Annotated in this window: 17 protein-coding genes; 4 read left to right on the top strand and 13 right to left on the bottom strand. The window is 68.2% G+C overall.

The genetic code is table 11. From position 1 onward, the window contains the following. Positions 1-6: 6 nt before the first annotated feature. Genes AAG801_RS03785 through AAG801_RS03760 form a run of 6 tightly spaced genes read right to left on the bottom strand, consistent with a single transcriptional unit; the run spans position 7 to position 7,557 of the window. The gene (locus AAG801_RS03785) at positions 7-2,364 is read right to left on the bottom strand and encodes a serine/threonine-protein kinase (protein WP_341887220.1); all 2,358 of its coding nucleotides are present in this window, start codon (positions 2,362-2,364) and stop codon (positions 7-9) included. Then, complete coding sequence (locus tag AAG801_RS03780; RefSeq protein ID WP_341887219.1) at positions 2,361-3,629, bottom strand: hypothetical protein; 1,269 nt, start codon at positions 3,627-3,629, stop codon at positions 2,361-2,363. The genes AAG801_RS03785 and AAG801_RS03780 overlap by 4 nt, the downstream gene beginning before the upstream one ends. 12 nt (positions 3,630-3,641) lie before the next feature. After that, positions 3,642-4,985, bottom strand: a complete 1,344-nt coding sequence (locus AAG801_RS03775; protein ID WP_341887218.1) for a hypothetical protein — start codon at positions 4,983-4,985, stop codon at positions 3,642-3,644. 15 nt (positions 4,986-5,000) lie between these two features. Beyond that, the gene (locus AAG801_RS03770) at positions 5,001-5,516 is read right to left on the bottom strand and encodes a DUF1425 domain-containing protein (protein WP_341887217.1); all 516 of its coding nucleotides are present in this window, start codon (positions 5,514-5,516) and stop codon (positions 5,001-5,003) included. Between the two features lie 26 nt (positions 5,517-5,542). Then, positions 5,543-6,868: a hypothetical protein gene (locus AAG801_RS03765; protein WP_341887216.1), complete on the bottom strand. Its 1,326-nt coding sequence runs from the start codon at positions 6,866-6,868 to the stop codon at positions 5,543-5,545. Between the two features lie 44 nt (positions 6,869-6,912). Continuing rightward, the gene (locus tag AAG801_RS03760) at positions 6,913-7,557 is read right to left on the bottom strand and encodes a penicillin-binding protein activator LpoB (protein ID WP_341887215.1); all 645 of its coding nucleotides are present in this window, start codon (positions 7,555-7,557) and stop codon (positions 6,913-6,915) included. Positions 7,558-7,738: 181 nt separating this feature from the next. Here AAG801_RS03760 and AAG801_RS03755 point away from each other — a divergent pair, with 181 nt between their 5' ends. Further along, positions 7,739-10,324, top strand: a complete 2,586-nt coding sequence (locus AAG801_RS03755; protein WP_341887214.1) for a winged helix-turn-helix domain-containing protein — start codon at positions 7,739-7,741, stop codon at positions 10,322-10,324. On the opposite strand, the gene AAG801_RS03750 is transcribed toward AAG801_RS03755, so the two are convergent. Next, entirely contained in the window at positions 10,317-12,554 is a 2,238-nt protein-coding gene (locus tag AAG801_RS03750) for a hypothetical protein (protein ID WP_341887213.1), read from the bottom strand. The two genes, AAG801_RS03755 and AAG801_RS03750, sit on opposite strands and share 8 nt — an antisense overlap. Positions 12,555-12,634: 80 nt before the next feature. Next, positions 12,635-13,324 (bottom strand): hypothetical protein, encoded by a 690-nt coding sequence (locus AAG801_RS03745; RefSeq protein ID WP_341887212.1) that lies wholly within the window; start codon positions 13,322-13,324, stop codon positions 12,635-12,637. 193 nt (positions 13,325-13,517) lie between these two features. On the opposite strand from AAG801_RS03745, the gene AAG801_RS03740 reads away from it, so the two are divergent. Beyond that, positions 13,518-14,354 carry a hypothetical protein gene (locus AAG801_RS03740; RefSeq protein ID WP_341887211.1) on the top strand — a complete coding sequence of 279 codons (837 nt, stop codon included), beginning with the start codon at positions 13,518-13,520 and terminating at the stop codon, positions 14,352-14,354. 229 nt (positions 14,355-14,583) lie between these two features. On the opposite strand, the gene AAG801_RS03735 is transcribed toward AAG801_RS03740, so the two are convergent. Together AAG801_RS03735 and AAG801_RS03730 are read right to left on the bottom strand one after the other, a co-directional pair. Then, positions 14,584-15,597 carry a hypothetical protein gene (locus AAG801_RS03735; RefSeq protein ID WP_341887210.1) on the bottom strand — a complete coding sequence of 338 codons (1,014 nt, stop codon included), beginning with the start codon at positions 15,595-15,597 and terminating at the stop codon, positions 14,584-14,586. A gap of 10 nt (positions 15,598-15,607) precedes the next feature. Further along, on the bottom strand, positions 15,608-16,654 hold the full coding sequence (locus AAG801_RS03730; protein ID WP_341887209.1) for a hypothetical protein: 1,047 nt from the start codon (positions 16,652-16,654) through the stop codon (positions 15,608-15,610). A 447-nt stretch (positions 16,655-17,101) separates the two neighbouring features. Between AAG801_RS03730 and AAG801_RS03725 the strand changes: the two genes are divergently transcribed. Together AAG801_RS03725 and AAG801_RS03720 are read left to right on the top strand one after the other, a co-directional pair. After that, positions 17,102-17,962 carry a zinc metalloprotease gene (locus AAG801_RS03725; RefSeq protein ID WP_341887208.1) on the top strand — a complete coding sequence of 287 codons (861 nt, stop codon included), beginning with the start codon at positions 17,102-17,104 and terminating at the stop codon, positions 17,960-17,962. Between the two features lie 38 nt (positions 17,963-18,000). Continuing rightward, entirely contained in the window at positions 18,001-19,242 is a 1,242-nt protein-coding gene (locus tag AAG801_RS03720; protein ID WP_341887207.1) for a hypothetical protein, read from the top strand. Here the strand turns inward: AAG801_RS03720 and AAG801_RS03715 are convergent. Genes AAG801_RS03715 through AAG801_RS03705 form a run of 3 tightly spaced genes read right to left on the bottom strand, consistent with a single transcriptional unit; the run spans position 19,217 to position 24,557 of the window. Next, positions 19,217-20,419 carry a trypsin-like peptidase domain-containing protein gene (locus AAG801_RS03715; RefSeq protein ID WP_341887206.1) on the bottom strand — a complete coding sequence of 401 codons (1,203 nt, stop codon included), beginning with the start codon at positions 20,417-20,419 and terminating at the stop codon, positions 19,217-19,219. The genes AAG801_RS03720 and AAG801_RS03715 overlap by 26 nt on opposite strands. Further along, on the bottom strand, positions 20,416-23,475 hold the full coding sequence (locus tag AAG801_RS03710) for a hypothetical protein (RefSeq protein WP_341887205.1): 3,060 nt from the start codon (positions 23,473-23,475) through the stop codon (positions 20,416-20,418). The genes AAG801_RS03715 and AAG801_RS03710 overlap by 4 nt, the downstream gene beginning before the upstream one ends. A 2-nt stretch (positions 23,476-23,477) precedes the next feature. Continuing rightward, a complete protein-coding gene (locus tag AAG801_RS03705; protein WP_341887204.1) occupies positions 23,478-24,557 on the bottom strand; it encodes an ATP-binding protein in 1,080 nt (359 codons plus the stop codon). Between the last annotated feature and the right edge of the window lie 324 nt (positions 24,558-24,881).

Here is a 24,881-nt window from a genome sequence, read left to right as displayed (position 1 = left end):
AAGTCATCAAGGCCCGAGCGGCCGCGAGACCGCGAAGCTCACGCCGATGTCGCCGCGACGCCAGCTGCGCGCGAGGCGGTAGTGCTGGCCGGTCTCGCGGCTCAGCCACTCGACGTACTCGCGCGCGTCGCCGGCAGTGACGGCATTGCCGTCGTCGGAGGGGCCGCCGCCGTCGCGGTACAGCGCCGCCGCTTCCTGCAGCCGCGAGGGTCGACCGCGGGCCTGGAAGAAGCGGGCCAGGTCGGCGGCGCCGATTTCGGCGCGGCTGCGTGCCGAGCCATCTCCGGTCTCGGCCGACCCGCCGGCCTCCACCACCATCAACGGCCCCTCGCCGCCCGAGCCCAGTTTGTCGCGGAACTCGCGCCCGGGGCGGACGAACTCGGCGCGGCGCTCGGCCTCACGCTGCGCGACTTCCTGCTGCGCGGCATCCTGGCGCGCGCGCTTCTCGGCGATGGCCGCTCCCTGGGCACGCCCCTGCGCCGCAGCGACGCGCTCCGCGCCTTCCTGGCGCTCACGCACACTTTCCTTGGCCACGCGGGCGAGTGCCGCCGCGTCGGCGTAGGCGGCGATGGCCTCGTCGACGCGGGCCTCGGATATGTGGCGGTCGCCGCTTTTGAACAGCGCGGCACGCGCCTCTTCACCGTGGCTGGCCGCCAGCGCAGCGGCGCGTGCCCGCGCCAGTTCGGCCAGCCGCGGCACCGCGCCGACACGCGGTGCCAGCCAGGCGCGCAGGCTCTGGTAGGTCTCGTTGGCCTCACCGGGGCGGCCTTCCTTCAGCGCCGCATCGGCGGCGGCGCGGCGGGCATGGCTGGCGATCTGCGCCGTGGTCGGGTAGAGCAGGCCGGTCCACAGATCGAGCTCGCCGCGCACCGCGTCTGCGTTGCGCGCGTCCTGCTCGGCGGCGGCTGCCGCGGCCGGCGCGGCGTTGCCGGCGGTGCGGGCCGCGCGCTCGCGCAAGGTGTTCAGCGTGGCCTGCCGCTCGGCCGCTACTGCATCGGCGCGCACGAAGAGTTCGGCCACCATTGCCTGCGCCTCGATCGCCGCGCTGCGCTCCGAGGTGGTGTCAAACCAGCGCATCTTCTCCAGGCTCTTCCCCTGCAGCAGCAACCCGGCGCCTCCGACGAGCGTCAGCACCGCCGAGCCGATCAGCACGCCGCCCAGCACGCGGCGCGTCTGCGGCGCGCGCGGCGTCAGCGCGTCGAGCCAGGGCGTCTTGTCGAAGGCGCGGCGGAAGGCCTCGGTGTTCGGGTGGCGCTCCTCGGGCGCGGGCTTCAGCGCCTTCATCACCGCGGCGGCGGCGCCGGCCGGCAGGTCCGGCCGCTCCTCGCCCAGCGGCCGTGCCACCCCGGTCGGCACGCGGCCGGCGAACAGTTCGTACAGCACCACCGCCAGGCTGTACTGGTCGGCCCGGTGGTCGAGCGCGAGGCCGCGCAGCTGCTCGGGCGCGACGTAGTAGGCCGAGCCGATGCTCTGCAGCGTGCGCGAGCGACGCTCGGCGCTGAGCGGCTGCGCGACCCCGAAGTCCATTAGCTTGACGCTGCCGTCGTCGCAGACCCAGATGTTCTCGGGCTTGATGTCGCGGTGCACGAGCTGCTGGTGCGCGAAGGCCAGGCCCGCGAGCAGGTCATGCGCGATCGCGATGCCCTGCTCCAGCGGGTACGGCCGCCGCGCCCGCTTCTGCTCGTCGATGCGCGCGCGCAGCGTCTGCCCGTGCAGCAGCTCCATCGTGATGAAGTGGCCCTCGTCATCGGCGCCGACGTCGTGCACGCGGATGATGTTGGGGTGCGAGAGCGAACAGGCGAGCTTCGCCTCGGCGACGAAGCGCTCCTGCACTCCCTTCTGGCGCATCAGTTCGGGCGCTATGACCTTAACCGCGACATAGGACTGCTTGATGCGGTCGTAGGCGCGGTAGACGCGGCCCATGCCGCCCTCGCCGATGAACTCGAGGATCTCGTAGCGGCGGGCCAGCACGGTGCCGATGAGTTCGCCGCCGGGGTCGGTCGATCCCGGCCCGCCACCGGCGCCCGAGTGGCCCGTGGGCAGCGCCCTTGGGTCCGTCTCCGGATCGCGCGGCTCGGGCCGCGCGGCGGGCACCCGCTGCCGCTCAGCCTGCTCGAGCAGGCGGTCGCGTGCATGGGCCAGCCGCTCGCGCTGGCGCGCTGCACGCTCGCGCGCCGCGGGCGACCAGTTGGCGCCGGCGGGCTCGACCAGCGCCGCTTCGCGCCGCGCATGCGCCGCGCGCACGAGTTCGGGCGTGCCGACGGCGGCCAGCTCCAGCAGCGCCAGCGCTTCCTCGAGCGCGGCGGGTGCACCCTCGTACGATGCGGCGCCAGGTGGCACCGCGGACGGCAGGGTTTGGTTCATGGGCAGCTCCGTTGGATCTGCAAAGCGCGTCGCTCCGCGTCGGGGTGCAGGCGGCCGGCGGGATCGACGAGCAGGGTCTCGCCGTAGCGCCAGGCCGGAATCTCGAAGCGCAGCTCGATCGCGCCGCAGCGGTGGCAGGCCACGCGCAGCTGCAGTTCGCTGCGCGCGCGCGATTCGGCCGGCAGCGCGATCGAGCCGTGCGCGAGGCGGAAGGCGCGGCCGCTGCCGGCCTCGATGGCACGTAGTTCGAAAGGCAGCAATCGCTGGCCGCTCCGGCGCAGGACGAGGGTGTGCTCGCTGGTGTAGGGCAGTTCCGTGCCCGCGGGCGCCACGATCACGCGCTCTGCCGCCGTGGAGTGGCCCGGCTCCAGCGCGAAGGCGAGCACGTGCGCGAGTGTTGGCGGGTCGGCTGTGAAAATGACGTCCATCGATTCGAGGCCCAGCAGGTCGGACTCGGCGCTCGCGTCCACCGCGTCTTCCCACTCGACCCGGGCCGCGAGGTGCGGGCCTGCGGCGGCCTGCGCCATCCGCGCCATTAACGGCCGCAGCGCGCGTGCGCGGGCGCGGCGGGCATGGTCGCTGCGTTCGAGCCGCCACCGACCCTCGCGCGGCACTGCCACGAGGCCGCGGCCTCGGCCGTCCCGCCGCGCCTGGGCGCCGATGGCCTGCTGCAGCAGCGCGTCCTGCGGGCCCGCGCAGGCGAGCGCGTCGCCGTGCGCGTGTTCGAGCAGAGCGGCGCTCGGCGCCAGGCTGGCCAGCGCCGCGACGCCCCGGCCGCCCTCGAAGTACGAGAGCACGCCGAGCGAGAACGCTAGTGACGGGAATGCCAGCGGCGGCAGCGCCGGCAGCGCCGCGATCGCGCCGTGCTCCAGGCCGGCGAGCCAGCAGGCCACCGGCAGGTGGGCCGCGAGACCGTGGGCGGGAGCGATGCGCAGGCACCATTCGAGCGCATCGTGCGGGTAGCGGCGCTCCACGGCCTGGCACAGCAGGCACAGGAAGAGCGCGAGCCGCTCGCTCGCGACGGCCGCCGCGGGCCCGGCCCGGAGCGGCTGCGCCAGGTCGTCGAGCACGACGCGGCGGCACGCCAACTGGGCCTGCAGCGCCTGGGTGCCGATGTAGCGCTCGCGCCCGATCGAACCCAGCAGCAGCGGCATCGAGCCGGCTTCGTCCCAGGGGGCGCCGGCGAGCCGGCGCGGGCGCTGGCCGTCCTGCGCGGCGAATACCTGCAGATGCTGGCGCCAGAGGAGGACCGTGATGCGGACCATCGCCGTGTTCCTTCAGGCCGATGCGATGGTTGCGCGGCCCGCGGGCGCGCCCGTGCCGGCGGCGCGAGCGACCGCCATGCCGCGCAGGTCGGCCTGGATCTGCAGCAGCCCCTGGCGCCGCGCCGCCAGCGCGCCTTCCGCAAGCTCGATCTCGCGCAGCGCGGCCTGCGCCGCGTTGCGCTGTGCCTGGGCCTCGCGCGCGACGCGCGTGGCGGCGGCGCGGGCGGCGTCCTCGACGCTTCCGATGGCGCTGCGCCTGAGCGCCTCGAGTGCCTCGCCGAGCGCCGACTGCAGCTCGCGGTAGACATCGCCGAGCAGGCGCCGCGCCTCCATCGCGAGCTGCTCGTGCGCCTTTTCGAGTTCTTCCTCGATGCGCTCGCGTTCGTCGTCCTTCCACGAGCGGAAGGTCCAGCCGACCGCGGCGATGAAGCCGGCTATGAAGAGCCAGCCGAGCACCGGATGCGTGCGCCAATTGAAGCCGAGGAAGGAGCCGAACAGCGAGACGAACATCAGCACCGCGAACACCGACTTGCGGCCCTCGGCCAGGCGCTGCAGGAAGCCGCGCCGCGGCAGCGCGCCGCGGTAGCGCGGGTTGAACTGCATCGCGTCGGCCACGCGGTCGAGCAGCTCGGCGGTCTGCCAGCGCGGCATCGGCGCCGCGGGGCTGCCGCCGAACTCCTCGCGCAGCGAGCGCTCGACCAGCACCTCGATCTCCACCAGTACGGCGTCGGCCTGCGCCGCCATCGAACCCAGGTCCTGCTCGACCAGCTCGCGCATCGCGTGCTGCAGGTCGGCCATGAACTCGCGCCGCAGCGCCAGGCCCACTTCCTTGCGCGAGGCGTTGCGCGCGAGGTCGGCGTCACCTATGCGGGCGACCTCGGCCGTCATGCGCGCCTGCACGCCGCTCTCGCGGGCCAGCGTGCGGCGGCAGTGCTCGCGCAGCGTGCGTTCGAGGGCCAGCAGCCGGTCGGCCAGTTCGGCGCGTACGGCTTCGACGGCGGCTCGTTCGGTGCCGCCCGCCACCGGCAACCGCGCCAGCGAGCGGGCGAGCGTCTCGCGCCGCACGGCGTGGCCGGCCTGAACTTGCTGCGCGTGCTGCAGCAGCGCGTCGGCGATGGCCAGCGCCGCGCCGGTGGTGCGGCGTTCGCGCCGCGCGCGCCGGGCTGGATCGCGCGTCGGCGCGGCGCCGACGCGGCGGCGCAGCCAATCGGCGAGGGCGCAGGTGTCGTCGGGCTGCATGATGTCGTCGCGCAGGCAGGCCTCGAGCTCGGCCAATGCCAGGCCGGGGTCAGTCGCGCGCGCGGCGGTGGGCGGCGCGATCCGCGGGTTGCGGGCGATTGGGCTCGAGAGGGCCATGGTTCGCGTGTCTCTTCAGGGTGAGCCGTCTTCGGCGCGCAGCTCGACCACGTAGTGCTCGGCCTGCGCGCTCATCGACAGCGCCTGCCACTGCGCCATCGCGCGCGGCGCCATCACGATGCGTTGCCAGGTCGAGGTGTCCTCCACCGGCTTCTGCTTCGCATCCATGAAGTGCAGGCGCGAGCCGACCACGATCGGCCGGTCGGTGCAGTTGACCAAGCGCCCGGTGACCTGGATCGTTTGCGTCGCAGTTCGGCGCGCGCTGAGCTGTTGCACTACGACCTCACGCGCGAGGGCCTGGCTCGTGAACTGCACGGCATTCAGCGGGATCGGCGTCATCGCGTCGTTGTAGTCCTGAGCGACCAGTGCCGCGCCGGCCGGCGCGCCGGGCCCCGGCCACTTGCACTCGACCACAGCTCGCGGCTCGTTGGCGCAGCCGCCGACGGCTAGCGTCAGCGTCACGGGCAGCACCAACCATGCCGAAGCGTGGCGCGCGCGCGGGCGCGCCGGGCTGGAAGAAGGGGCGTTCATAGTTCGGACCTCCGATTGCCGTCGCATCACAACTGGCCGGGCAGCGCGGCTTGGAACTTGCGCAGCCGCGCCACCGCCTCGCTGGTGCCGTCGATCGCCTCGACCGCGCCGGGAACGACGTCCGGCAGCGGCTCGAGCCGGGTCCACGCGACGCTGCAGCGCGCGTGTCGGCCGACCAGTTGCGGCGCGCGGCCGGCGCTGCCGTCGGGCTGCGCCTGCAGCTGCGCCATCGCCTGCGTCTCGACGCGCGGCGTGGCGAGCCAGATCGACGAGGGCAGCGAGTCCCAGGCGCGGGTGTCGGCCGCCGGCATCGTGCTCTGCTCGACTGCGCTGCCGAATAGGCCCACCAGTGAACCGGCGAGCGAGAGGTAGCTCGAGTTCATCGCCGCCTGCATGTTGCCGGTGCGCTGCTGCAGGTCGGCGTTGATCAGGCTCACCGCGGCGACGGTGCTGCCGATGTCAGCGGCGGTCTTGGCGCCATCGCGGAAGTTGGCCTTGCCCTGGAGCAGGAACTCGACCGGCCGGCCGCCTCGCGTCGAGGCCTGGTAGTACAGGCTCTCGGCCTTGACCGCGGCGCCAGCGTTGCTGCTGCCGGACTGCAGCGCCAGCGTGGCCGTGTCGCCCCCGCCTTCGCCCCAGCTGAGCCGCTCCTGGTACTTGCCGCTGCCGAGCTTGCGCGGCGCGCGCCCGCTCTCGACGATGGCGAGCGCCGGCTTCGTGACGTCGACGTCCTTCAGCTCGGACCGCATCTGCAGCGCCTGGCGGTACAGCTCCTCGGAGGTGGAGCCCTCGCCGTTGCAACGCAGCGCCCACGCCTGCAGCAGCTTGGCCGAGGCGAAGTCGGCTTGGTTATTGGCGGCCTCGGCGACGCTGTCCTCGACGTTGACCTGCGCGAACGAGGCCGCGGCGTTGGAGAAGTCTCCGCCGACCAGGTAAACGAGGCCGCGGTAGTAGTAGACCATCGCCTTCTCGTAGGGCTCGCCCTTGAAGTCTTTGCTGGCCTCGGTGCTGAATTTGCTCTTGGCGGCCTCGATATCGCGGCCGCCGGCGCGCACCGCCTCGATGCGCTGGATCGATTGGTCGAAGGCCTTCGCGGCGAGCTCAGGCTGGCCCTGCACCATCGCGGCTAGGCCCAGGCGGTTGAAGTTGAGCACCGCGTTGCGCTCGCCCTCGGCGTAGATCTGCTTCAGGTAGGGCTGCAGCTGCGGCGACTGGCCGGTGATGAAGCCGGGCAGCTGGGCCGGCAGTGCAGGGCGCGTGGGGGCGGAACTGCAGCCGTGCAGCGCGGCGAGGGCCAGGGGCGCTAGGCCGAAGGCGGCGCTGCGGCGAAGGATTCGGTGGGTGCGGTTCATGATCTCTCCTTCTGCGAACGGGGTCAGTGGATGAACGAGCGGGGTCACTGGTAGGTGATGTCGTCGGCGGCGGCCTTCTGGAACGTGTAGTCGTTGCTCCAGATCACGGCCGAACTTTCGAGATCGGTCATCTCGAAGGTCACCTGGGTCCGGCGCTGGCGCATGCCGGTGGCGTTGTTGGCCGCGTTGAGGGTGCGAATCGAGCCGGTCAGCTTGAAGTCGGCGCCGGCCACCGCGCGGGTCAGCCCGGTGGTGCCGACGTCGGTGACGCCTCGCCGCTTGAGATCGCGCTCGCGCTCGACGCTGGCCATGTGCTGGCGGTCGAGGAAAACCATCCGGCCGCGCGCGGCGCGGTTCAGCCGCACGCGCAGCGAGTCGGTGATCATTCCCTTGTCGAAGGCCTGCGAGCCGCGGTTCTGGAAGTCGCTGTCGTCGAGCACGATGCGCGGCGCCTGGCTACGCCCGGCGACCTCGGGCGTGGCGAGCAGATCGCGAGCCATCTTGTCGGCCATCGCGTCAATGTCCTGGCTCTCGACGCCGACGCCGGACACAGGCCCCTGCGTCTGCGTGTCTACGTAGCGCGTCGGCGTGGCCTGGTAGCGCGCGGCCTGAGGAGCGACGTTGGAGCAGGCGGCCAGGCCAAACGCGGCGGTCAGGCACAGGCTGGTGAATGCGGCATTGGCGACCATGAGGTACTCCTGTCGGGCTTCGGTTTGGAAACGTGCAATCAGTGTGGGAGACTTCTTTCGTGAAGTGCTTTAGCCGTCTAAATTGCGGGTGAAGCGTTGACAAGCCGCAGGAAGTGAGCGGGCACGCAACGGCGCGAAGCAGCGCAGCCAGGGGGAGGAATCGATGCAGTCGGTGCCAGGTGTGAGGGTGCGGTTCGGGGCGCACGAGGTGCAGCTGCACGAGCGGCAACTGCGCACGGACGGCAAGCCGGTGGTCGTCGGGGCCCGCGCGTTCGACGTGCTGGTGGCGCTCATCGAGGGCGTCGGCCGCACGGTCAGCCGCGCCGAGCTGCTCGACGCGGTCTGGCCCAATCTGGTGGTCGAGGAGAACAACCTCTCGGTGCAGATCGCGAACCTGCGCCGTCTGCTCGGCTCGGAGGTGATCACGACGATCCCGGGGCTCGGCTACCGCTTCAGCGCGCCGTTGGAGGCGAGTGCGGCTGATGCGCCGACGACCGCAGCGCCTGCTCTGGTGCCGGCCCCGACCGCGAACGCGCGCGCCGGGAACGTAGCGCCTTTCCAACCCAAACTGATCGGGCGCGACGCTGATCTGGCCCAGGTGGAGGCGCTGCTCGAGCAGCATCGGCTGGTCACGGTCAGCGGTGCCGGCGGCATCGGCAAGACTCGGTTGGCACTGGCCGTCGCGGCCCGGCTGCGCGAGCGCTTTGCGGCCGGCACCTGGGTCGTCGAGCTGGCGCCGATCGCGCCGGCAAGAGCGAGTGCCGACGATACCGAGCAGATCAGTGCCGATGCGCGCCAGGTCGGTGCCGCGATCACCCAGGCTCTAGGTCGTAGCCTGCCGGGCCTGCGCGACATGCTCGACGAGCTCGCCGAGGCACTTGCTGAAGAAGAGCTGTTGCTGTTGCTCGACAACTGCGAGCATCTCGTGGCCGGCGTCGGCCATGTGGCGCAGCTGCTTGCCGCGCGCACGCACGAAGTGCGCCTGCTTACAACCACGCAGGCGCCGCTGAAGCTGTCGAGCGAAAACGTGTTCCCGCTCGCGCCGCTGTCGGTGCCGGGCGACGACGACACGGCGATCGAGGCGCACGGGTCGATCCGGCTACTGGTGGAACGGGTGCGCGCGCTGAACCCGCGCTTCGCGCTCGGGCCGGCGAATGCCGCCGACGCAGTGGAGATCTGCCGCCGCCTGGACGGCCTGCCGCTGGCCATTGAGTTGGCGGCCGCGCGCGTGCCGCTGCTCGGTCTGGCCGGCGTGCGCGAGCGCCTGGACGACCGGTTGCAGTTGCTCACCAGCGGCCTGCGCGGTGCCGCGGCGCGGCACCGCACGCTGCGCGCGATGCTGGCCTGGAGCCACTCGCTGCTGACGCCCGCCGAGGCGGCCGGCTTCAGGCGCGCAGCGACCTTCGCCGGCAGCTTCGGCCTGGACCAGGTGCGCGCCGTACTGGTGGGCGAGCAGGGCGACGCCTGGGAGGCGCTCGATATCCTGGACAGCCTGGTCTACAAGTCGCTGGTCGTGGTTGAGTCGGGCGTGACCGAGGCGGGAGAGGCGGACGAGCGGCCGCGTTACCGGCTGCTCGAGAGCGCGCGCGCTTACGCTGCGGAGATGCTGCGCGACGCCGGTGAGCGTGAGGAGTCGAGGCGACACCACGCGCTGGCCTACGCGCAGCTCTTCGCCGCCTCGATGGCGCGAGAATGGAAGCTGGCTTCGCAGGTGCGCCGTGACCGCTATCTACCCGACCTCGACAACGCGCGCGCCGCACTCGAGTGGGCCGAGCATGCCGACGTGGCGCTGTACGCGGCCTTCGCCGGTTCGATTGCTTGGCTGTTCGCGGCCGCGGGCCACAGCGTCGAGGGCCTCGCGCACTGCCGGCGCGCGCTCGAGCGACTGCCGGGCGACGGAGACGCTGGCGTCCGGGCGCGGCTACTGCAGGAGATCTGCCAGCTCGACCGTGGCCGCTCGGGGCTGCGCAAGCTGGCGTCGGCCAAGCAGGCGGTGCGCCTGCTGCGCCCGCTCGGCGATGCCGCCGCGCTCTACTCTGCGCTGGGCCGCTTGGCGATCGCCGCGGCGCTATGCGGCCTTACCAAACGGGGTGACGCAGCCACCGCGGAAATGGGTCGCTTGCGCGATCCGACCTGGCCTCCGTTGTCGGAGTGGGATTGGCTCAACGCCCGTGACTACGTCGCCAACGCCGCGCGCCGCCAGAAGGAGGCTGAGCAGCTGGCCCGGGAAGAACTGGCGCTGGCCCGAGCCCACAACGACAGCGGCAAGATGGTGTTCGCAATGATGGCGATGGAACAGTGCGTCGCGGCACGCGGTGACTATGAAGAAGCAGTCGAGCGCGGACGCGAACTCATCGAAGTCGCCCAGCGCGAGAAGCACGTGGCGGACCAGCATGTCTACCTGTTTAACCTGGCGACCGCGCTGGCGATGTGCGGCCGGCTGGACGAGGCGCTGCCGCTGGCGCGGCGCTCGGCCGAGCTCGACGAACGCCACGACTCGCTGTGGCAGGGCCTCGACCTGATGGCTCTGATCGCATGGCGGCGCCAGCGCATCGAGGCTGCGGCGCGCATCATCGGCCGCTCCGACGCCGTCAACGCCCACCGCGGCGGTGACCGCGAGCCGGTAGAGGCTAATGTCTACGGGCGCGTCGTCGAGGGCGTAAGGACGCTGTTGCCGGCCGAGCGCTGGCAGGCGCTGCGCGAGCAAGGCGCGGCGCTCAGCGACAAGGCAGCGACGGCGCTGGCGCTGAAGGACGAGCCTACTTGAGCGTGGACAGGTATTGGACGATGCGACGGCGGGCGTCCTCGTCGCCTACACCATGCATCGCCGACGTATGCCGGTCCTTGCCCAGGAAGGCATCGGGATCCTTCAGAAGTTCCAGCAGATTGGCCTCGTCCCAGACCGGTCGCGGCTGCCCGGGCTTCGGTTGCGCCAGCTCGCGCAGGGCTGGGGAGTAGCGGCGGAAGCTCGTCGATGCCATCGACGCGCCCGCAACGCCGCGCAATGCCGGGCCCCACGCCGTCGCATTGCCGTTGGTGGCATGGCACTCGGCGCAGTACGCCGAGAAGTCCGAAGCGGGGGTGGCCGCGGCTGCCGTGGCGCTTGCCGCAAGGGCGTACAGCGAGGCGGCGCCGCCGGGATCTGGTTTCGTGATCTCGACCAACGTCGTTGGCGGATTCGCGGGATCTTCGCCCTCGTTCTTCAACCAGTCCACGAACAGACCCCTCGGTCCGACGGGGTCGAAGTACTCCAGCGAAAGGCATTCGAAGAGCGCCTTACGCTCGTCGCGGTTCAAGCCACCTTTTGGTGTCATCTTCGGTGGGTCTGAACCATCGACCAAGTCCAGCGGCATCACGCCTCTGAGGATGTGCGACCGGACAATGTTGGGGGCGAGCGGCGATTCAGCGCTGTACCGGATGCGCTGCCGCTTGTCGGTTCCCTGCGGGTAGTTCAGCACGCCGTAGGCCGGTTCGTTCGTGCCACCGTCGCGGCCGTTGTGGCACTTGGCACAGCCCATCGAATTGCTCACCTTCTGACGACTGGCGGCGTCGAGCTTGACGCCGGCGCGAGCACTGCAAACCTGGAGCCATCGGTCGCTACGCGGTGGCAGGCGGAAGCTTCTCGGCCCGGTGCCGAGCCCCAGGCTGCCGTAGTTGCGCCAATCCGCTGTCGTGTCGTCCTTCCCGATGGAAAAGACCGGCGCCCGGCCGTACCAGGACTCCCAGTCGCGGATGCGGTCGTTGACGACGTCAGCAGCCTTCTCGACAGCCCTCGCGTCGATGGCGCGCAGCCGCTTGTTCTTGTCGATGCGATAGACCTTCTCGGGGTGGATGCTCAGGGGCATCATCTTGTGGCAGCGCTGGCAGTCGTCGCTTTCGCCGTTGACCTGGAGCCTGAAGCGCAACTGCACCGTCTTGTCATCGACCGGGCCGGGCGTATTGCAGGCATCGCGGGCCAGGATGGCTCCATCGGCGGAGCGCGCAATGTGGCAGGACCCGTCAACGCAGCGCCACCAGTCCGCGATGGCATCGTAGGTCCGCAGTGGCGCAACCGCAGGTGGCTTCGGTCCGCCGATCTTGGCGACCGCGACGATCGACACGTTGTGGATATGGCACTCCTTCCAACGGGCGCTGTCCTTCTTCTGGCCGTAGCAGCTGTCCTGCGGCGTCCAGATACCGAACTGGACCCATCGATCGGGCTCTGGGCCCAGGCCGGGCACCACCACAAGAAGCCGCCCCAGGGTCTCTTTCGCTTCCTCCCTGTCTGGAGCGGTCAAGAACCTCGAGCGATAGATCAGTGTGTCCCATGGCGGCTTCGGTGTCGCCTCCTTGCACTCGCCTTCGAGTGTTCCGTCGTTACGTTGCTTGATGAGATCGAGGGCCTCCCAGTACGTGCTGGGGTGACGCATGGCGGTCAGGAAGTCCTGGCGCCTGAGCAGGCACGGCAACTCGATCGCCGGCCGTGCCTCGCACAAGTAGTCGTCGTCGGTCTTGACCGGCCCATGCCCGAACTGATGCTGCGGATTGGGCAAGAGGTAGTTGGCGTTGTGCTGCGTGCGCACGAAGCGCTTGAGCGTGCGAAGCGGGTCCCGCGGCCCATCCGGCGGCGGAGGTTTGCCAGTCGCCGAGCAACGTTCGAGAGCAACCACGATCTGGGACGAGCGCGTGAGCACGTCCTGCTCGTGCAGGTAAGGCAGCGTCTGCGAGGCCTTCCTTCGCTCCTCTCGGGTCGGCTTGCGGGTCAGCAGCAGGTACTTGATCGCAATATCGCGCCATTCGGTCCAGGCCCTTTCGTCGCCGGTGTCCGGGCACTTGTTGGGCAACTGCGTCACCTCGCTGTCCTCAACCGCTGCGGAGGGGGCCAGACCCGGAGAAGAGAAGAGGCCGGGGGCCGCCGTCTTCGGAGCTGCCTTCGCCTTCTGCTCGGGCGGCGGACTGAACTGCCTGAAGCGCTTGGCGTCGCCTTCAGCGTGTGCCGTGACCGCGAGAACGGTCATCGCCGCCACCGTGACCGCATGGATCAGAAGTCTCCGCATTGGTCCCCCGAATGACGTTCGTTGTCGGGCGGCAGGCCTCGTCAGCCTGCCTGTCCTTCTTCAGCGCCGACCCAGCGCGCGCGGTCATCGAAGCGGATCGCGTACCCGCTGCCGAGGTCGCCGCGCAACCACACCATGAGCTCGCCGATCGCGACCGACAGCGCTTCGCCGCCGCAAGAGTACGCTGCGGCCACGGCGGCCGCAACACGCGATGACGCCACGTCCTCCATACACTGCACGATGCGCCGGCCGTCCGGACCTTCGATGTGCAGGGCCAACTGGTGCCGCAGCCGCCGGCGCGGGCCGTGGCCGCGGGTATGGAAGTGATCCTCGTAGACCGCCAGAGGCTGTTCGCCAAAGCTCGACTCGGCGGCCGTGGTCGTCGGAAGGTTCGTCGTGCCGAGTTCCTCGCCGGTGCGAACCCGCGCCAGGGTCTCGCTGTTGGTGGCGGAGTAAATCTTTACTCCCTCGAGCCATGCCGGGCAGGCAACGACGATGCTCGCGGTCACCTTGAGCGAGCAGTCCAGCACGCGCCCGCTCGGCGCGCGGGCCCTGAAGTCGAATTCCATCAGCCCAGCGGGTGGATCCTCGGCGGCGTAGCGCGGCGCGAGGCGGATGTCCGACCAGTGCGAAGTCAGGACTTCGCCGAGGGACTGCACCAGCAACTTCGGGCCGGATGCGCTCTCGAAGCGGCAGGCATCGATCCACTTGACTTCGTTCACGTGCGTCATGAGGCGGAACCATCGACTGAACTGGCGCAGATCATGGCTGACCTCAGGGACGCTGGCCTTTAGCGCTGTGAAACGTCGTCAAAGATGCGTCGCCGCTCGGCCGTGCGCTTGTTTGCAGCCGCAGCGCACGCCTAGACTTCGCGACGTCGGCGTCAGTTGCCGAGAATTCGTCGACATCGAGGAGGAGATATCCATGACCACACGGAATCCGCGCTCGCAGGGCTCAGCCGCAGTCATGCGTGCAGCTAGTGGAAAGGTGCTGCTGTGGGTCGTGCTGGCATCGGCGGGCCTCACGGCACGAGAGTCCCCTGCTGCCGAGCGCGTGCGCACCACCGCAGGGGCAGACCGCAACACCGCACGGCTGTTGAGCTTGGCCGTGCCACCAACGCAGGAACAGCCCTCCGAACCGGTGTACACGGTCCAATTGGGAGCGTCCTTCGACCGCGCCTCGGATGGCGAGCGGACGCTGTCGTTGCCCTTTCTCGTGAGCTACGCGCCGAATCGCTGGTACTTCGAGGTCTCTGGCGACGGCTACCAGCGAGTTAAGTCTGGCGTAGAGCGAAGCCGCGGCTTGGCCGACATCGCGTTGGTCGTCAACTACACGAAGACCTTCGGTTCTTCGGGGCAGTACGGCATCGTGCCCGAGTTGGAGTTGGACCTGCCCACCCACGGAGAGGTGGGTTCGAGTCGCATGTCGCAGGTGCTTCGGCTTACCCTGAGCGGCGCCTTCGGGCCTTGGGGCTTGGATATGGCCGGGGCCGTTTCGCGGGACGGCGAGACTCCCGAGGCGGACGTCAGCCGGTACAGCCGATCGGTGGCGGCGAAAGTTAGCTACGAGTGGAAGCGCAATATGTTGGCCGCTCTGCAGGTCAAGCGTGTGACGCAGAGCGGGGCGCCCGGCAAGACGGTTTGGCGCGGCGAGTTCGACTATCCGATCAAGGCGAAATTGACTGGCATTGTTTCGCTGGGATATTCCCATGCTGACAGCAGTACCCGCTCGATCGGATTTGATCTGGCCTACGCCTTCTAGGGTTGTGCGAGTTCGCGCTCCTGTTGTTCAGGGCCATCGGATGGCCGATAGCATGCCCGAGCGGCCGGACGGTGAATCCCGGAGGAACCACTACGACGAGTTGTTCTTGCGCTTGTCGGCCCGCTTGTCTGTGCCGTTAGCGGTCGAGTTGGTGGCCGAGGCTTACATGGACGGAAAGCCGCAACAGGATCACCGGACGCTTACTTCCTGACGCGGAAATGCGCGCGTTCTACTGGACTTGCTCCGGGTAGAGCGCGAGCGCCTCGAGCGAGGGGAACGGTGCTCTGATGCTTGCGATGGCCTCCTGGGGTTGGATCAGGCCCATGGTGGAGCGCGCTTTATCGGCAAGTCTCTTGGCGTCCTCGGGCACAAGGTCGGCGCTCCATCTGGCCAGCTGGATGAAGTTCTTCATTCGCACCTCGGCCTCGTTCGACTGGCCGCTCTGCACGGCCGCGCGGATGGCCTCCCAGCCTTCTTTGAGTTCCGGAATGAGCATCCAATCAGCGCGCTGACGACTCCTCCGAATCCTGAAGACGACGTATGGGTAGTCCTTGTATGGATTTCCTTTCGTGTCTGTGATCTTGCCGTCTTCTGAGTCAAGGCGAATCTGCGAGACATCTACCTTCCCCTTAGGCCCCCGAATGAGAACCCAGGTACCCGTGCGCAACTGATCCCAGGTCTTGTCCAGGCCAACCTCGAGCGTCGATTGGTTACTGTTGCCGAATAGCAGATCAGCCCCCTTCTTCAGTGGCTCGATATAGGGCCGTGCTGCACTGAGGAAGGACACTCCCGATACGCTGGCGAGGCTGTCTAGCAGTTCCAAGTAGGAACCCGCTAGATCGCCACCTTTGACGGAGAACAATCCCAGCTCCATTGATAGCCGGCCCTTGTAGGGAACAGGTCCAACGACTGGCTTGTCCACGACGATGAATCGGTCTACGTTCAGGACGTCGAGTTCCCCGAGCTTGGGTACGATCACCTGCTGCAGTTCGACTTGTCCCGCCCTGTCGTGAAGGTAGGACACGCGGGACTGAACGGAACTGTAGAACTTTCCGGTCCACTTGCGGACGGCCACGATCCGCGACGAACGCACCTCGATCGTCACGTAGTCTTCGTCCGGAACGAGGTCGACCGGAGGGGCGGTGACGTTGTTGACCGTTGTGAGTTCCTCAAGGACGTAGTCCTCACCTTCCTTGACCACGATTCCCCGAGCAGCGTCGAGGATCTTTTTGAACCAGCTCATCGAGACTCCTTCAGATCAGTGAAACATCCAGAGCATCCAGAACTGACTGGGCCCACACCCAGGAGCAGTGTTCTGGCTGAGCACCAGGCAGCGTTCTCTCAAAAGCAAAGCCCACGAGGTATCCGTCGTCCGTCACCAATGCGGCACCCGAGTCACCCGGTTGCGCGTCCCTCGCGGTGTAGATGAGTGCTTGCCGATTGGGACTCGGGTTCGGAAGCTCTGGGTTGAAGCCGGTGATTCTTGTCGTCGAATGCCCCGAAGTCGTCCCGCGGAACTCGGCCTGCTGCATGCCGCGAGGGAGCATGCCCTTCATGACTCCGCCTGCCGGCGACGCAACAGGAGGGGACAGGCCCGGCACTTCCAGAAAGGCGCTGTCTGTCAGGCGGTCGGAACGGACCATACTGCCCATCAAACCACCTACCGTTACTGAGCCCGTTCCCTTAGCCAGCCCGTGATAGGCGGCCGTCACTCCGCTCAAACCGGACCTTTGACTGCATCGGACGAGGGCGCCGGCGGTCGAGGTGGATCCAACGAGATCGTCGACGGTCAGGGGCGGATGCGGCACACACAGTGACTCGATCGGTGGGTGTGGGGCCAGCACGACCATAAAGGGGCTGCCCAGGAATGCGGCCTCTGCAACTACGTCTGAGAAGTTGACAAGATCTGGTGGTACGCCGGCCAACTCTGAAAGTTGTGCGCCCCGGTATACGTCACCGGCAGGAAAGATCTGCCTATCGACCGTCAGACCGCGCGGTGCTGCAGCATCTGGCAGCCCGGGATCCAGCACCAGAAGATCGAATCTGCCGTTCCCACGTTGAGGTGCGAGCAGGTAGCGGGCGGCAGAGTAGGCCAGGGAACTGGCACGCAGCGTGGCCAGAGAGCGGAAGTACGCGTTAGATGCGAGAAACGATCGCCAGAAGGCCCCAGCAATGAGCGTCCGTGTCTTGTCCTCGTTTCTCACCCGGGCGTAGACCATCTGGCTGGCCGGACCCAAATGCATCAGGTCGGATACTGGCGATGTGGATCCGTTCCGATCCATGAAGAATTCAAGATCCACCTTGGCTTCCCCTTGTCCAATGCCAGCTATGCGCTTTGGTGCGTGCCCGGAGCGCTCTAGTTCGGATCTGGTCGCACTCGCCGCCTCTAAGACCAGAGCCGTAGCGTGGAGCGACTAGGCACATTGTGGCTCAGACCCGCAAGCTAGCGAACGATTCGATCCGGATCGCCCGCAGAATTGACTACGTCACCGTGAACTCCTTTAATCGCATTGAGCGCGTAAGTGCCGCCCGCAATGGCCAGTGATACTGAAGGCCGCGGGGCCTGAGCCCTCGAGCAGGAATCGGGCAGGCGAGGTGGCGCAGGGCGCAGACCGCCTACTGGTGGGTACAAACCCGTCCTTCGGCTTTCCGATGACAACTGCGCGACTCGCCGATAGAGTCAGCGCTCTGTCGGGCGGCGTTGGATTTCCACGAAGCATGTCTGCGCACACAGGGAGGTCCATCGAATGGCAAGCAACACCCCAGGATTCCGCCGCTGCGCCACCCATCAGCCCGGTACGGGCGATCGCAAGCGTATCGCTGACTTCGAGAACGCCTACCTGCGTAACGTTCCCGAGGCAGGCCTCGACGTCACCATCCTCATTGCCTTCATCCACATCACCAACGGCGACGCAGGAACCGTCACTGCCGAACGCCGCAAGCTGCAGGTCGATGCACTCAACCAGGCCTTCAACCCGCTGGGTGTCCGCTTCCGGTTTGAGGAAGCCCGGACGCAGTTCGTCGACAGCGCCGCCTTCTTCACCATGGGCCACCGGTCGAAGGCCGAACGGCAGTGCAAGCAGCAGTACCGCGGCCTGGATCCGGAAGACGGACTCAACTTCTACACGGCCGGGCCAGGCGGTGGCTTGCTGGGATGGGCGACGTTCCCGTTTGAAAGGGAAGGTGATCCGGACATGGATGGCGTAGTCATCCTGCACTCCACCTTGCCGGGAGGCGACTTGGAGGACTTCAATCTCGGCATCACCGCAGTTCACGAGGTGGGGCACTGGCTTGGCCTGTACCACACCTTCCAGGACGGCTGCTTCGGCGAGGGAGACGAGGTCAGCGACACGCCCGCCCATGGCGGCCCGAACTACGGCAAGCCCGACGACGCCGGCCAGCCCTACAACCTGTGCCCCTCGGCCCCTGCCGGCCTGGAGTGTCCGATCCACAACTACATGAACTACTGCGACGACGAATGGCTGCGTGAATTTACGCCGGGACAGCGCACGCGTGTGTTCGCCCAGCTCGGCATGTTTCGCACGAAGCTGCTGGGTGGGACGCAAGTGGAGGCTGCAGCCGAGGCCGGCGGTCGCGTGGCCTGGTGAGCCGCGGCGACGGCGCAGGGGCGCCGCGGCCCGGGCGCATGAAGGTTCTGAACCTCGTCATCGAAGTCGAGGGACTCGTGCGGCGCTTCGGACGACTCGACCCCGATGTGCAAAGCATGCTCCAGCGCTTGGCGACGATAAGGACCTGGGCGAAGCCGCCGCATACCTGTCTCGAGATGTCGCTGGCCCGCTTCGGGGGCGATGCCGATGTATCGGCGTCGCAAGGCGACGGGTCCATGACTGCCGTGGAAGCCACGACGCTGCTGATGAACGACCCACGCGACTTGGCCGCGCTGGCGGGTGCCGAGGCGGGCGTGATGCTGCTCACGGCTTTCGACGACCACGCGCGGTCGGCCATCGATGCCGGCGTGCCGGCGTACCAAGTCGGCGATCATGCGCAGTTCCTGCATAGCGCACTACACCCTAGGGACGTTCCGCGCGTTCTCAGTGAAGCCCTCCGCCTGCCGGTTCCCCGTCCGCTGCCTGATGCCGCTCGCCGCGGCACGCTGGTGTCGATCCCGGATGAGGGTCCGCAGGCTGCGCGGGCGCGAGGCGCCGCGGCGCTCCGCCTGGACCCGCGGGCCGACTGGCTCACGCTCGGTACGCAGCAGGTGCTCTATCTGGAAGACGAGGCGGCGATCAGCGCCGCCCTGGGGGCGCCGCACGCAAGGCGCGTTGCCGACGGCGTGGCACTGCATAAGTTGGCGCTGCTGAGCGGTGGCCAATCGAGGCAGGCGAGCCTGGTCACCTCTGACGGCCACCGCCTCATCCAGTCACGGGCCGAGGCCGGCGAAGCGCCCTGGGCGCAGTCGCGGCGCACGAGACTGGGGGCGCCGGCTATCGCCGTGCCGGATCCGGCTGCTGCGACCCTGTCCTTCCCGGCCACTCATCACGGACCGTATACCTTGCTGGGCTACGCGTCGGCTGCGGCCGATCGCCTGCTGGTCGTCTATTGGGACGCTGCCGCCGATGGCGCCGGCGCGCTGTCGTTCGCCCTGCGAGTTCGCGAGTGCCTGGGTGGCGATGCCGTGGTGCTGGCGCCTTTGGGTGCAGCACCGCTGGAAGTGTTATGGCAATCCGAGCGCAACCGCCTGCGCGCCATCGTGCACCTGCAGGGCACGGGTGCAGCGGCCCTGCGGGAGTCCCAGGAAACAAGCCCCCCGCCCGTGCGGGTGCTGTTCGTTTCGGGCCTGGATGCCGAGCCCGAATGGATGCAGGCGGCCGACAGGGTTGCCGGCCGACTGGCCCAGGCGCTCACGGCTCAGCCTGACCCGCAGTGATCTCTGCCATCAGGGCAGGGGCGCTGACCCCTAAGTGAGTCATGATGGTCGGCATCGGAATGCCATAGTTCTCGCGCCGATAGCGCTGGCCAAGGATCTCGATACCCTCCGCTTGGATCGCGCGCGAGCCGGCATGCAGCGCCGAGACCCTCCAGGTGTCGTCGCACACTGGGGAGCCTGACGAGCCGATATCTGTGTCGGTTAGGTAGCTCAACCACCGGTCGTCGCCGACCACGACATAGTTGTTGCGGAAGCCCAGACGCATCGGCTTGCCGTTAGGATGCTGCAGCAGGTTGACACCCATGCCGAGTGCCTGTTGCTGCGTCTTGCGCATCGCGTGGGTGCGTAGGCGCAGCGGCCGGCGCAGGGGCGCTCCGGCTGGCAGGCGCAGCAGCGCGAAGTCCAGGTCCCTGTCGCTATACAACAATGCACCCGGACCCGTGAGCACGGGCTCCGGCGCGCCGTCGCTCACGTAGTCAAACAGAACGCGCGTGTTCTCCGCCTGCAGGCGGAAATCGGCATCCGTCGCGTCCGCCTCGATGACCCCTTCTTTGCGACGCGCATTGATCACATGGTGGTTCGTAATCAGTAGGCCCGGTGCAATGATCCACCCTGTGCCGTTCACCAACCTGGGTTGGTCGCCCTCGACGAACTCCGATTCGCCACCGATGTGCCGGTGAACCAACAACTTCACCACCGACTTCGATGCTGCCAGGCCATCTGACAGGAAGCGCACGCTGACAGTCTGGTCGAGCGCACCCGTCTGCGCCTGCAGCGTGACCTCAGTATTGATGGGCGCTACCGGGCCCGGCGTTGTCACGGCATGCGTGGCGACGAGGGTGGGCGCGGACGGGGGGGCGGCCACGTAGTGGACGGTCTCCAGCGAGCGTCCAATCACAGCTGCTTGGCTCGTCCCAGCCGACAGGAGCGCGGCGATCTCAAGGAACTGCGCCAGCGGCACGTCACCGTTGACGAGGTTATGGACGCGGTTGAGCTGATTCAGCGTCAGGGTCAACTGCACCTTCGGCGCGAGCGCCACCGGCAGCAGCGCCTGGTAGGCGGGCGTGATCCCCGAGCGCATGGCGTCCTGCGCCTCCGGCTTGAAGAGCCCGAGGTCGACCAGCGCATGGATAACCTCCCGGAGCTGGGTTGCGGGCAGATAGCCTTCGAAACTCACGGCAGCGCCTTGAATGTGGCCAGTGATCCCGCCACGATCGCCGGATCGTCGCCGAATGCCGTGAGCAAGGTATCGATCGTCTCGCCACGTAGGCCATGACGGAGCACTTCGGTGGCGAAGCGCACCGGATCGTCCTCCCGGGTGGCCAGGCCGATGCGCGGCGCGAAAGTGGTCAGCAGCTTGAGGCCGCCCTGCCGCGACTTCACCGTCTCGAACAGCGAGCTCCAGGTCCTTAGGTCGTTCGTGAGCAGGTCCTGCTGCGGAAGGTCGCCGAACGTGGACGCGGCCTTGCGCAGCACGGCATTGGACGTGCTGCCGAACGAGCGGACGACGCGCGCGGCCAACTGTTCATCCGCGCGCAGGTCGCGCTGCGGGCTGTCAACGAACGTGCGCTCGAGTTCGCGCATGACCACCGGGCTTCCGGTGACGCGGCCTAGCACGTCGAGGGCATGTAGGCGCGCGTTGACGTCGCCCGCCGCGCCAGCCATCGCGGCGGCAGACTCGGCGTGCGCCTGTGCGTCGGCGGCACGCCCCAGGACATCGGCGGCATCGGCGGCCATCAGTTGCAGTTGCAGCACGTGCGCCACCGGTGCGTGCGCCCGCCGCTCCAGCGCGAGCTCCAGGACATGTAGGGCGTCTGCATGTCGTCCCAGGGTCGTGAGCGCGTTGGCCTCGACAATGTCGAGCACGGAACCCGGCGTGCGTTCCTGCCGCTCGTGCAGGGCGACGAGTGCACCGGCCGCGTCGCCAGCCCGCAGCCGCTCCCGCGCCACGCGGGCGGTGCGGATCTCCCAGTCGACGAGGCGCAGATCCTGACCCGGCTCGCTCCAGTCCAGGCCGAGGCGAAGCCCCAGCCAGGCGCGCGCGCGGACTGGGAAGGGCTCGGCCCACGACCGCGCGAGCAGGGGGGCCATCCGGTCGTCCCATGGCAGGTCGTCCTGCTCAAGCTCGTCCCACTCGCTGTCGAGCATCAGCAGGTGGTAGAGCCGCTCGGCACGCGCGACCAGTCCGGGCAGGTCCTTGTAGTAGTCGGCGGCCCGACGATGGATGAGCGGCAGGTCGCTGCGCCATCGGGGATCGTCGTGCATCACCTGCAGCAGCGCCTCGCGCAGGTCCTGACGATGGCGCAGCGCACCCGGGTCTGCGAGCGGATCGTCGTCGGGGCGGAGCTCCGAGGCAGGCTCGAAGAGGTCGATCTGGCCCGGCAACCGCGCAAAAAGCGGCTTGGCCTGCGCCGGCGCAATGCGACAGACATCGGCCAGCACCACACGGATGACCTCCGCCGTGATTCGCCGCACCACCATGCCCGGATGCGCCAGGCGCTCGATGTCGGGGTCGCTGATGTGCCCCAGCACCCGCGTGTAGAGCAGACCCTGGACCCGCGTGCCACGCGCTTGCGCATCGAACTGGTTTATGTCGTTCAGGCTGAGCTTTCCGGACTTCACGGCCTGGCCGGCCAATCGAAGCACTAGCGGACTGCTGCCCATGACCTCGAGGATGCGCGACTGCAGGCCCTCGTCGACAACACCGTGGGAAACTAGCACCGCGCGGGCACTCCGGGTGTCCAGGTCCTTCAGGACCATGGGATACATGTCCAGCGGCAGGTCGATGCGGCCCCGCCCCGAGATCACGATGCGTGCCCGGGGCAATATCGACAGGAAAAGCTGCACGAAGTCGGCGAAGCGCCTGAGCACCTCCGGCCCGCGGGCGCAGACGACTTCAAAGGTGTCGAAGACGAGAACGATCTCGTCATCGTTTAGGCCTTGCTTCAATCCGCGGAGCAACTCCGGCTCGGTGTCAACCTTGGGTAGCCAGTGGGCGAGTTGTTCGTTCGGCGGGATGTTGTCGCCGGCAGCAATCCCCTCCAGTTGGTAGAAGTCGCGCGAGGCGGGTGACCCCAGCAGGCCCGCATACAACAGCCCCAGATTGCGTGCGATGCGCTCGATCAGCTTGCGCGGGTTGGCTGGATCGACTTCGGCGCGGTCGAAGTCGAGGTACACGACCGGCTTCGGCACCTCGACGTCGATCAGGGTTAGCACGTAGCGGCCGATGAGCGCCGACTTGCCCACCCCGCCCAACCCCGTGAGCGCAAGTACGTGCATGTGCTGCGGGCCGAAGCCTGCGGGCTCGGCCAGGATGGCCAGTTCTTCTTCGCGGCCCTGGAAATGCTTCCCCACGAGCTTGCGTAACGGCTGGATCTTGTCGCGGGCCTCCAGTAGCACGCTGAGGCGGTCCAGGTCGACCGGCTGATGCTTCGCGCGCTGGAACCAGTCGCCGATGGCCTGCGCGGCAACAAGGCTTTCCTGCGAATCGTTGACGGTCACGCGGATATGTCCGTAGTCGCATGCCTGGTCGAGTAGATCCATATAAAGGCCATGCCGTCGATCGCGGTCCAGGCGGCGTGCCAGGTCTAGGGCCTGACGCAGAGTGCCTTGGTCGACCATGTGTGCAATGGCGTCGCGGCGAGCCTCGCGCTTAAGCACCCACAGCCCGCTGCCTTCGGTTTCCACCAGCGGTGCCATGGCGACCAGCGCATCGTCCGCCTGGCCATCCTTGCTCTCGTGCGCCAGGCGCGCTAGCGCGCGCGGGTCGAAGCTCGGCAGGAGGGCGGCCGCGTCGATCCAGTACGGCGGGGGGCTGGACGGAGGGGACGCTGCCTCGTCCAGCACCGCGTCCAGGCCGACCAGCCAATCGTCAACGCCGGCGCCTGTTGCCGTAGCGCCGGGGCCGCGCACGGCCGCACTGGCTGCGACGGCCTCTGCGTTGCGGACGGTTTCGTCGCCCTGTTCACGGCGCCAGGCCTGCCGGGCACGATCGATGATGTCCTTGTACTCGGGGCTGGTGGACTCCAGCGCATCGAACAGGGCCTCGGACAGTTTGCCGGCCTCCGCGAGTTCGCGCGCGAAGCGCGCCGCCTGACTGGTGGGCGACGTCTCGCTTTCGACGGCAAGTCCGATCTTCTCGCCGGCGAACCGCCGGGCGAAGCGAACCAGCGTGCCTGCGGCGGACTTGCCGAAAGTGGCCAGCACGGCGCTGAGGATAAGGTCCGGTCCCATCGTTAGGCGAACTTCAGCGCGGCCGCGCGAACGAAGTTGTTCAGGCCCTCCATGCGCTGCGCCGGTGCCAGCTTCGTCACGCGGTCGGCGATCCGCTGCGCAGCCGTTTCATAGCGGTAGTTTTCATGGCCAGGGAAGCGCATGCGGAACCACATTTCCAGATGCGAGGCTTCTATCGGCTCCAGCACGTAGTGCTGGTACTGGATGCCCGCATCCGAAAGCCTCTCCTTCTGGTAGTCGATCAGCACGACGCGCAGGCGGGCTCGCACCCGGGCGTCGTCCTGCACCCGGCGCGCCAGGGTGACGACGAACTTGTGGTGCGCCGGGCTGACGCCGGACCTGCCGAACTCGTCGAGGATCGCAAGCGCAGGGATGCTTCGATCGACGCTATAGCGGGCGATCCACGTCGCCAGGTTTTCGGCATCCCGTTCCGGTTCCCCGTGTTCGTCGGGTTCCGCGTCGATGGAGACATCCAGGTCGAGCGCCAACCGCTCGGCCAACGGACGGGGGCTAGGGTTAGCCAGGTCATTCGACGGCACGCGCGCGTATCCAATGGACAGGCCCTCGCGTCCAGCGACCAGCGCGCGGCAAAAGTCGTGAAGGTAGGACTTGCCGCCCGCGGTGTCGCCGGTGACGAGGATGCAGGCGGGCGTGCCGGTCACGCCGAAACGAGGCAGCAGTTCACGGAATCCGCGCCGGTCTACGAAGGGGCGACCGTCCGCGACGGCCAGCGGGTCGGAATCAACCGTCCAGTCGGGCCTAGCGCCGTCCAGCGGTTGCCACTGGGCGGGGTCCGTGCGCAAGGTGTTCGCCAGCGTCACCAGCGAGGCCGCTCCCGACTGAAGGTCGTTGGCGAACTCGACCACGCTGATGAAGTAGGCGGGCGTCGACGCCCGCAGGATCTCGTCCACGAGCCAGCGTGCGACCGTGTCAGTCCGGGTGGAGGTCGGCATCTTCGCGGCCACGTCGGGGCCCGTGATGTTGGACACGTAGCCCGCGTCGACGGCAGCAGGCAGCCGCAGTGCCACAAGGGTCACTAGCGTCGTGTACTGCGACGGTGTCATCAACACGGCAGTGGGCATACGGTGGGCTTCCTTCAGATGCCAGCCAAAGTGTGCGATGTCGGGCGCACCCTGCCTTCCATCAACCTAATGATGCAACCGTCCGTCGCGCACCGGTGTGCAACGGAAAGTGGCCCGTTGGCGGGGGACTTGCCTGAACGGCACATTCGCGGAAGTGCCCCAGTCTCGAGCTTGCCAGCGCGAGGGCTTGCCGTCCAGGGTCAGTTTGGTTCTGCCCCGCGGGGAGGCGTGTGAAGCGTGCTTCATCGGGCAGTAGAGCTACTCCAGTGGGCAACCCTCCAGGCGAAGAGACAGGATATGGCCGGGGCATGGTCTCGACATTTC

The sequence above is a fragment of the Variovorax sp. YR752 genome (assembly GCF_943372545.1).
This window is presented reverse-complemented; position numbering and strand designations above follow the sequence as displayed.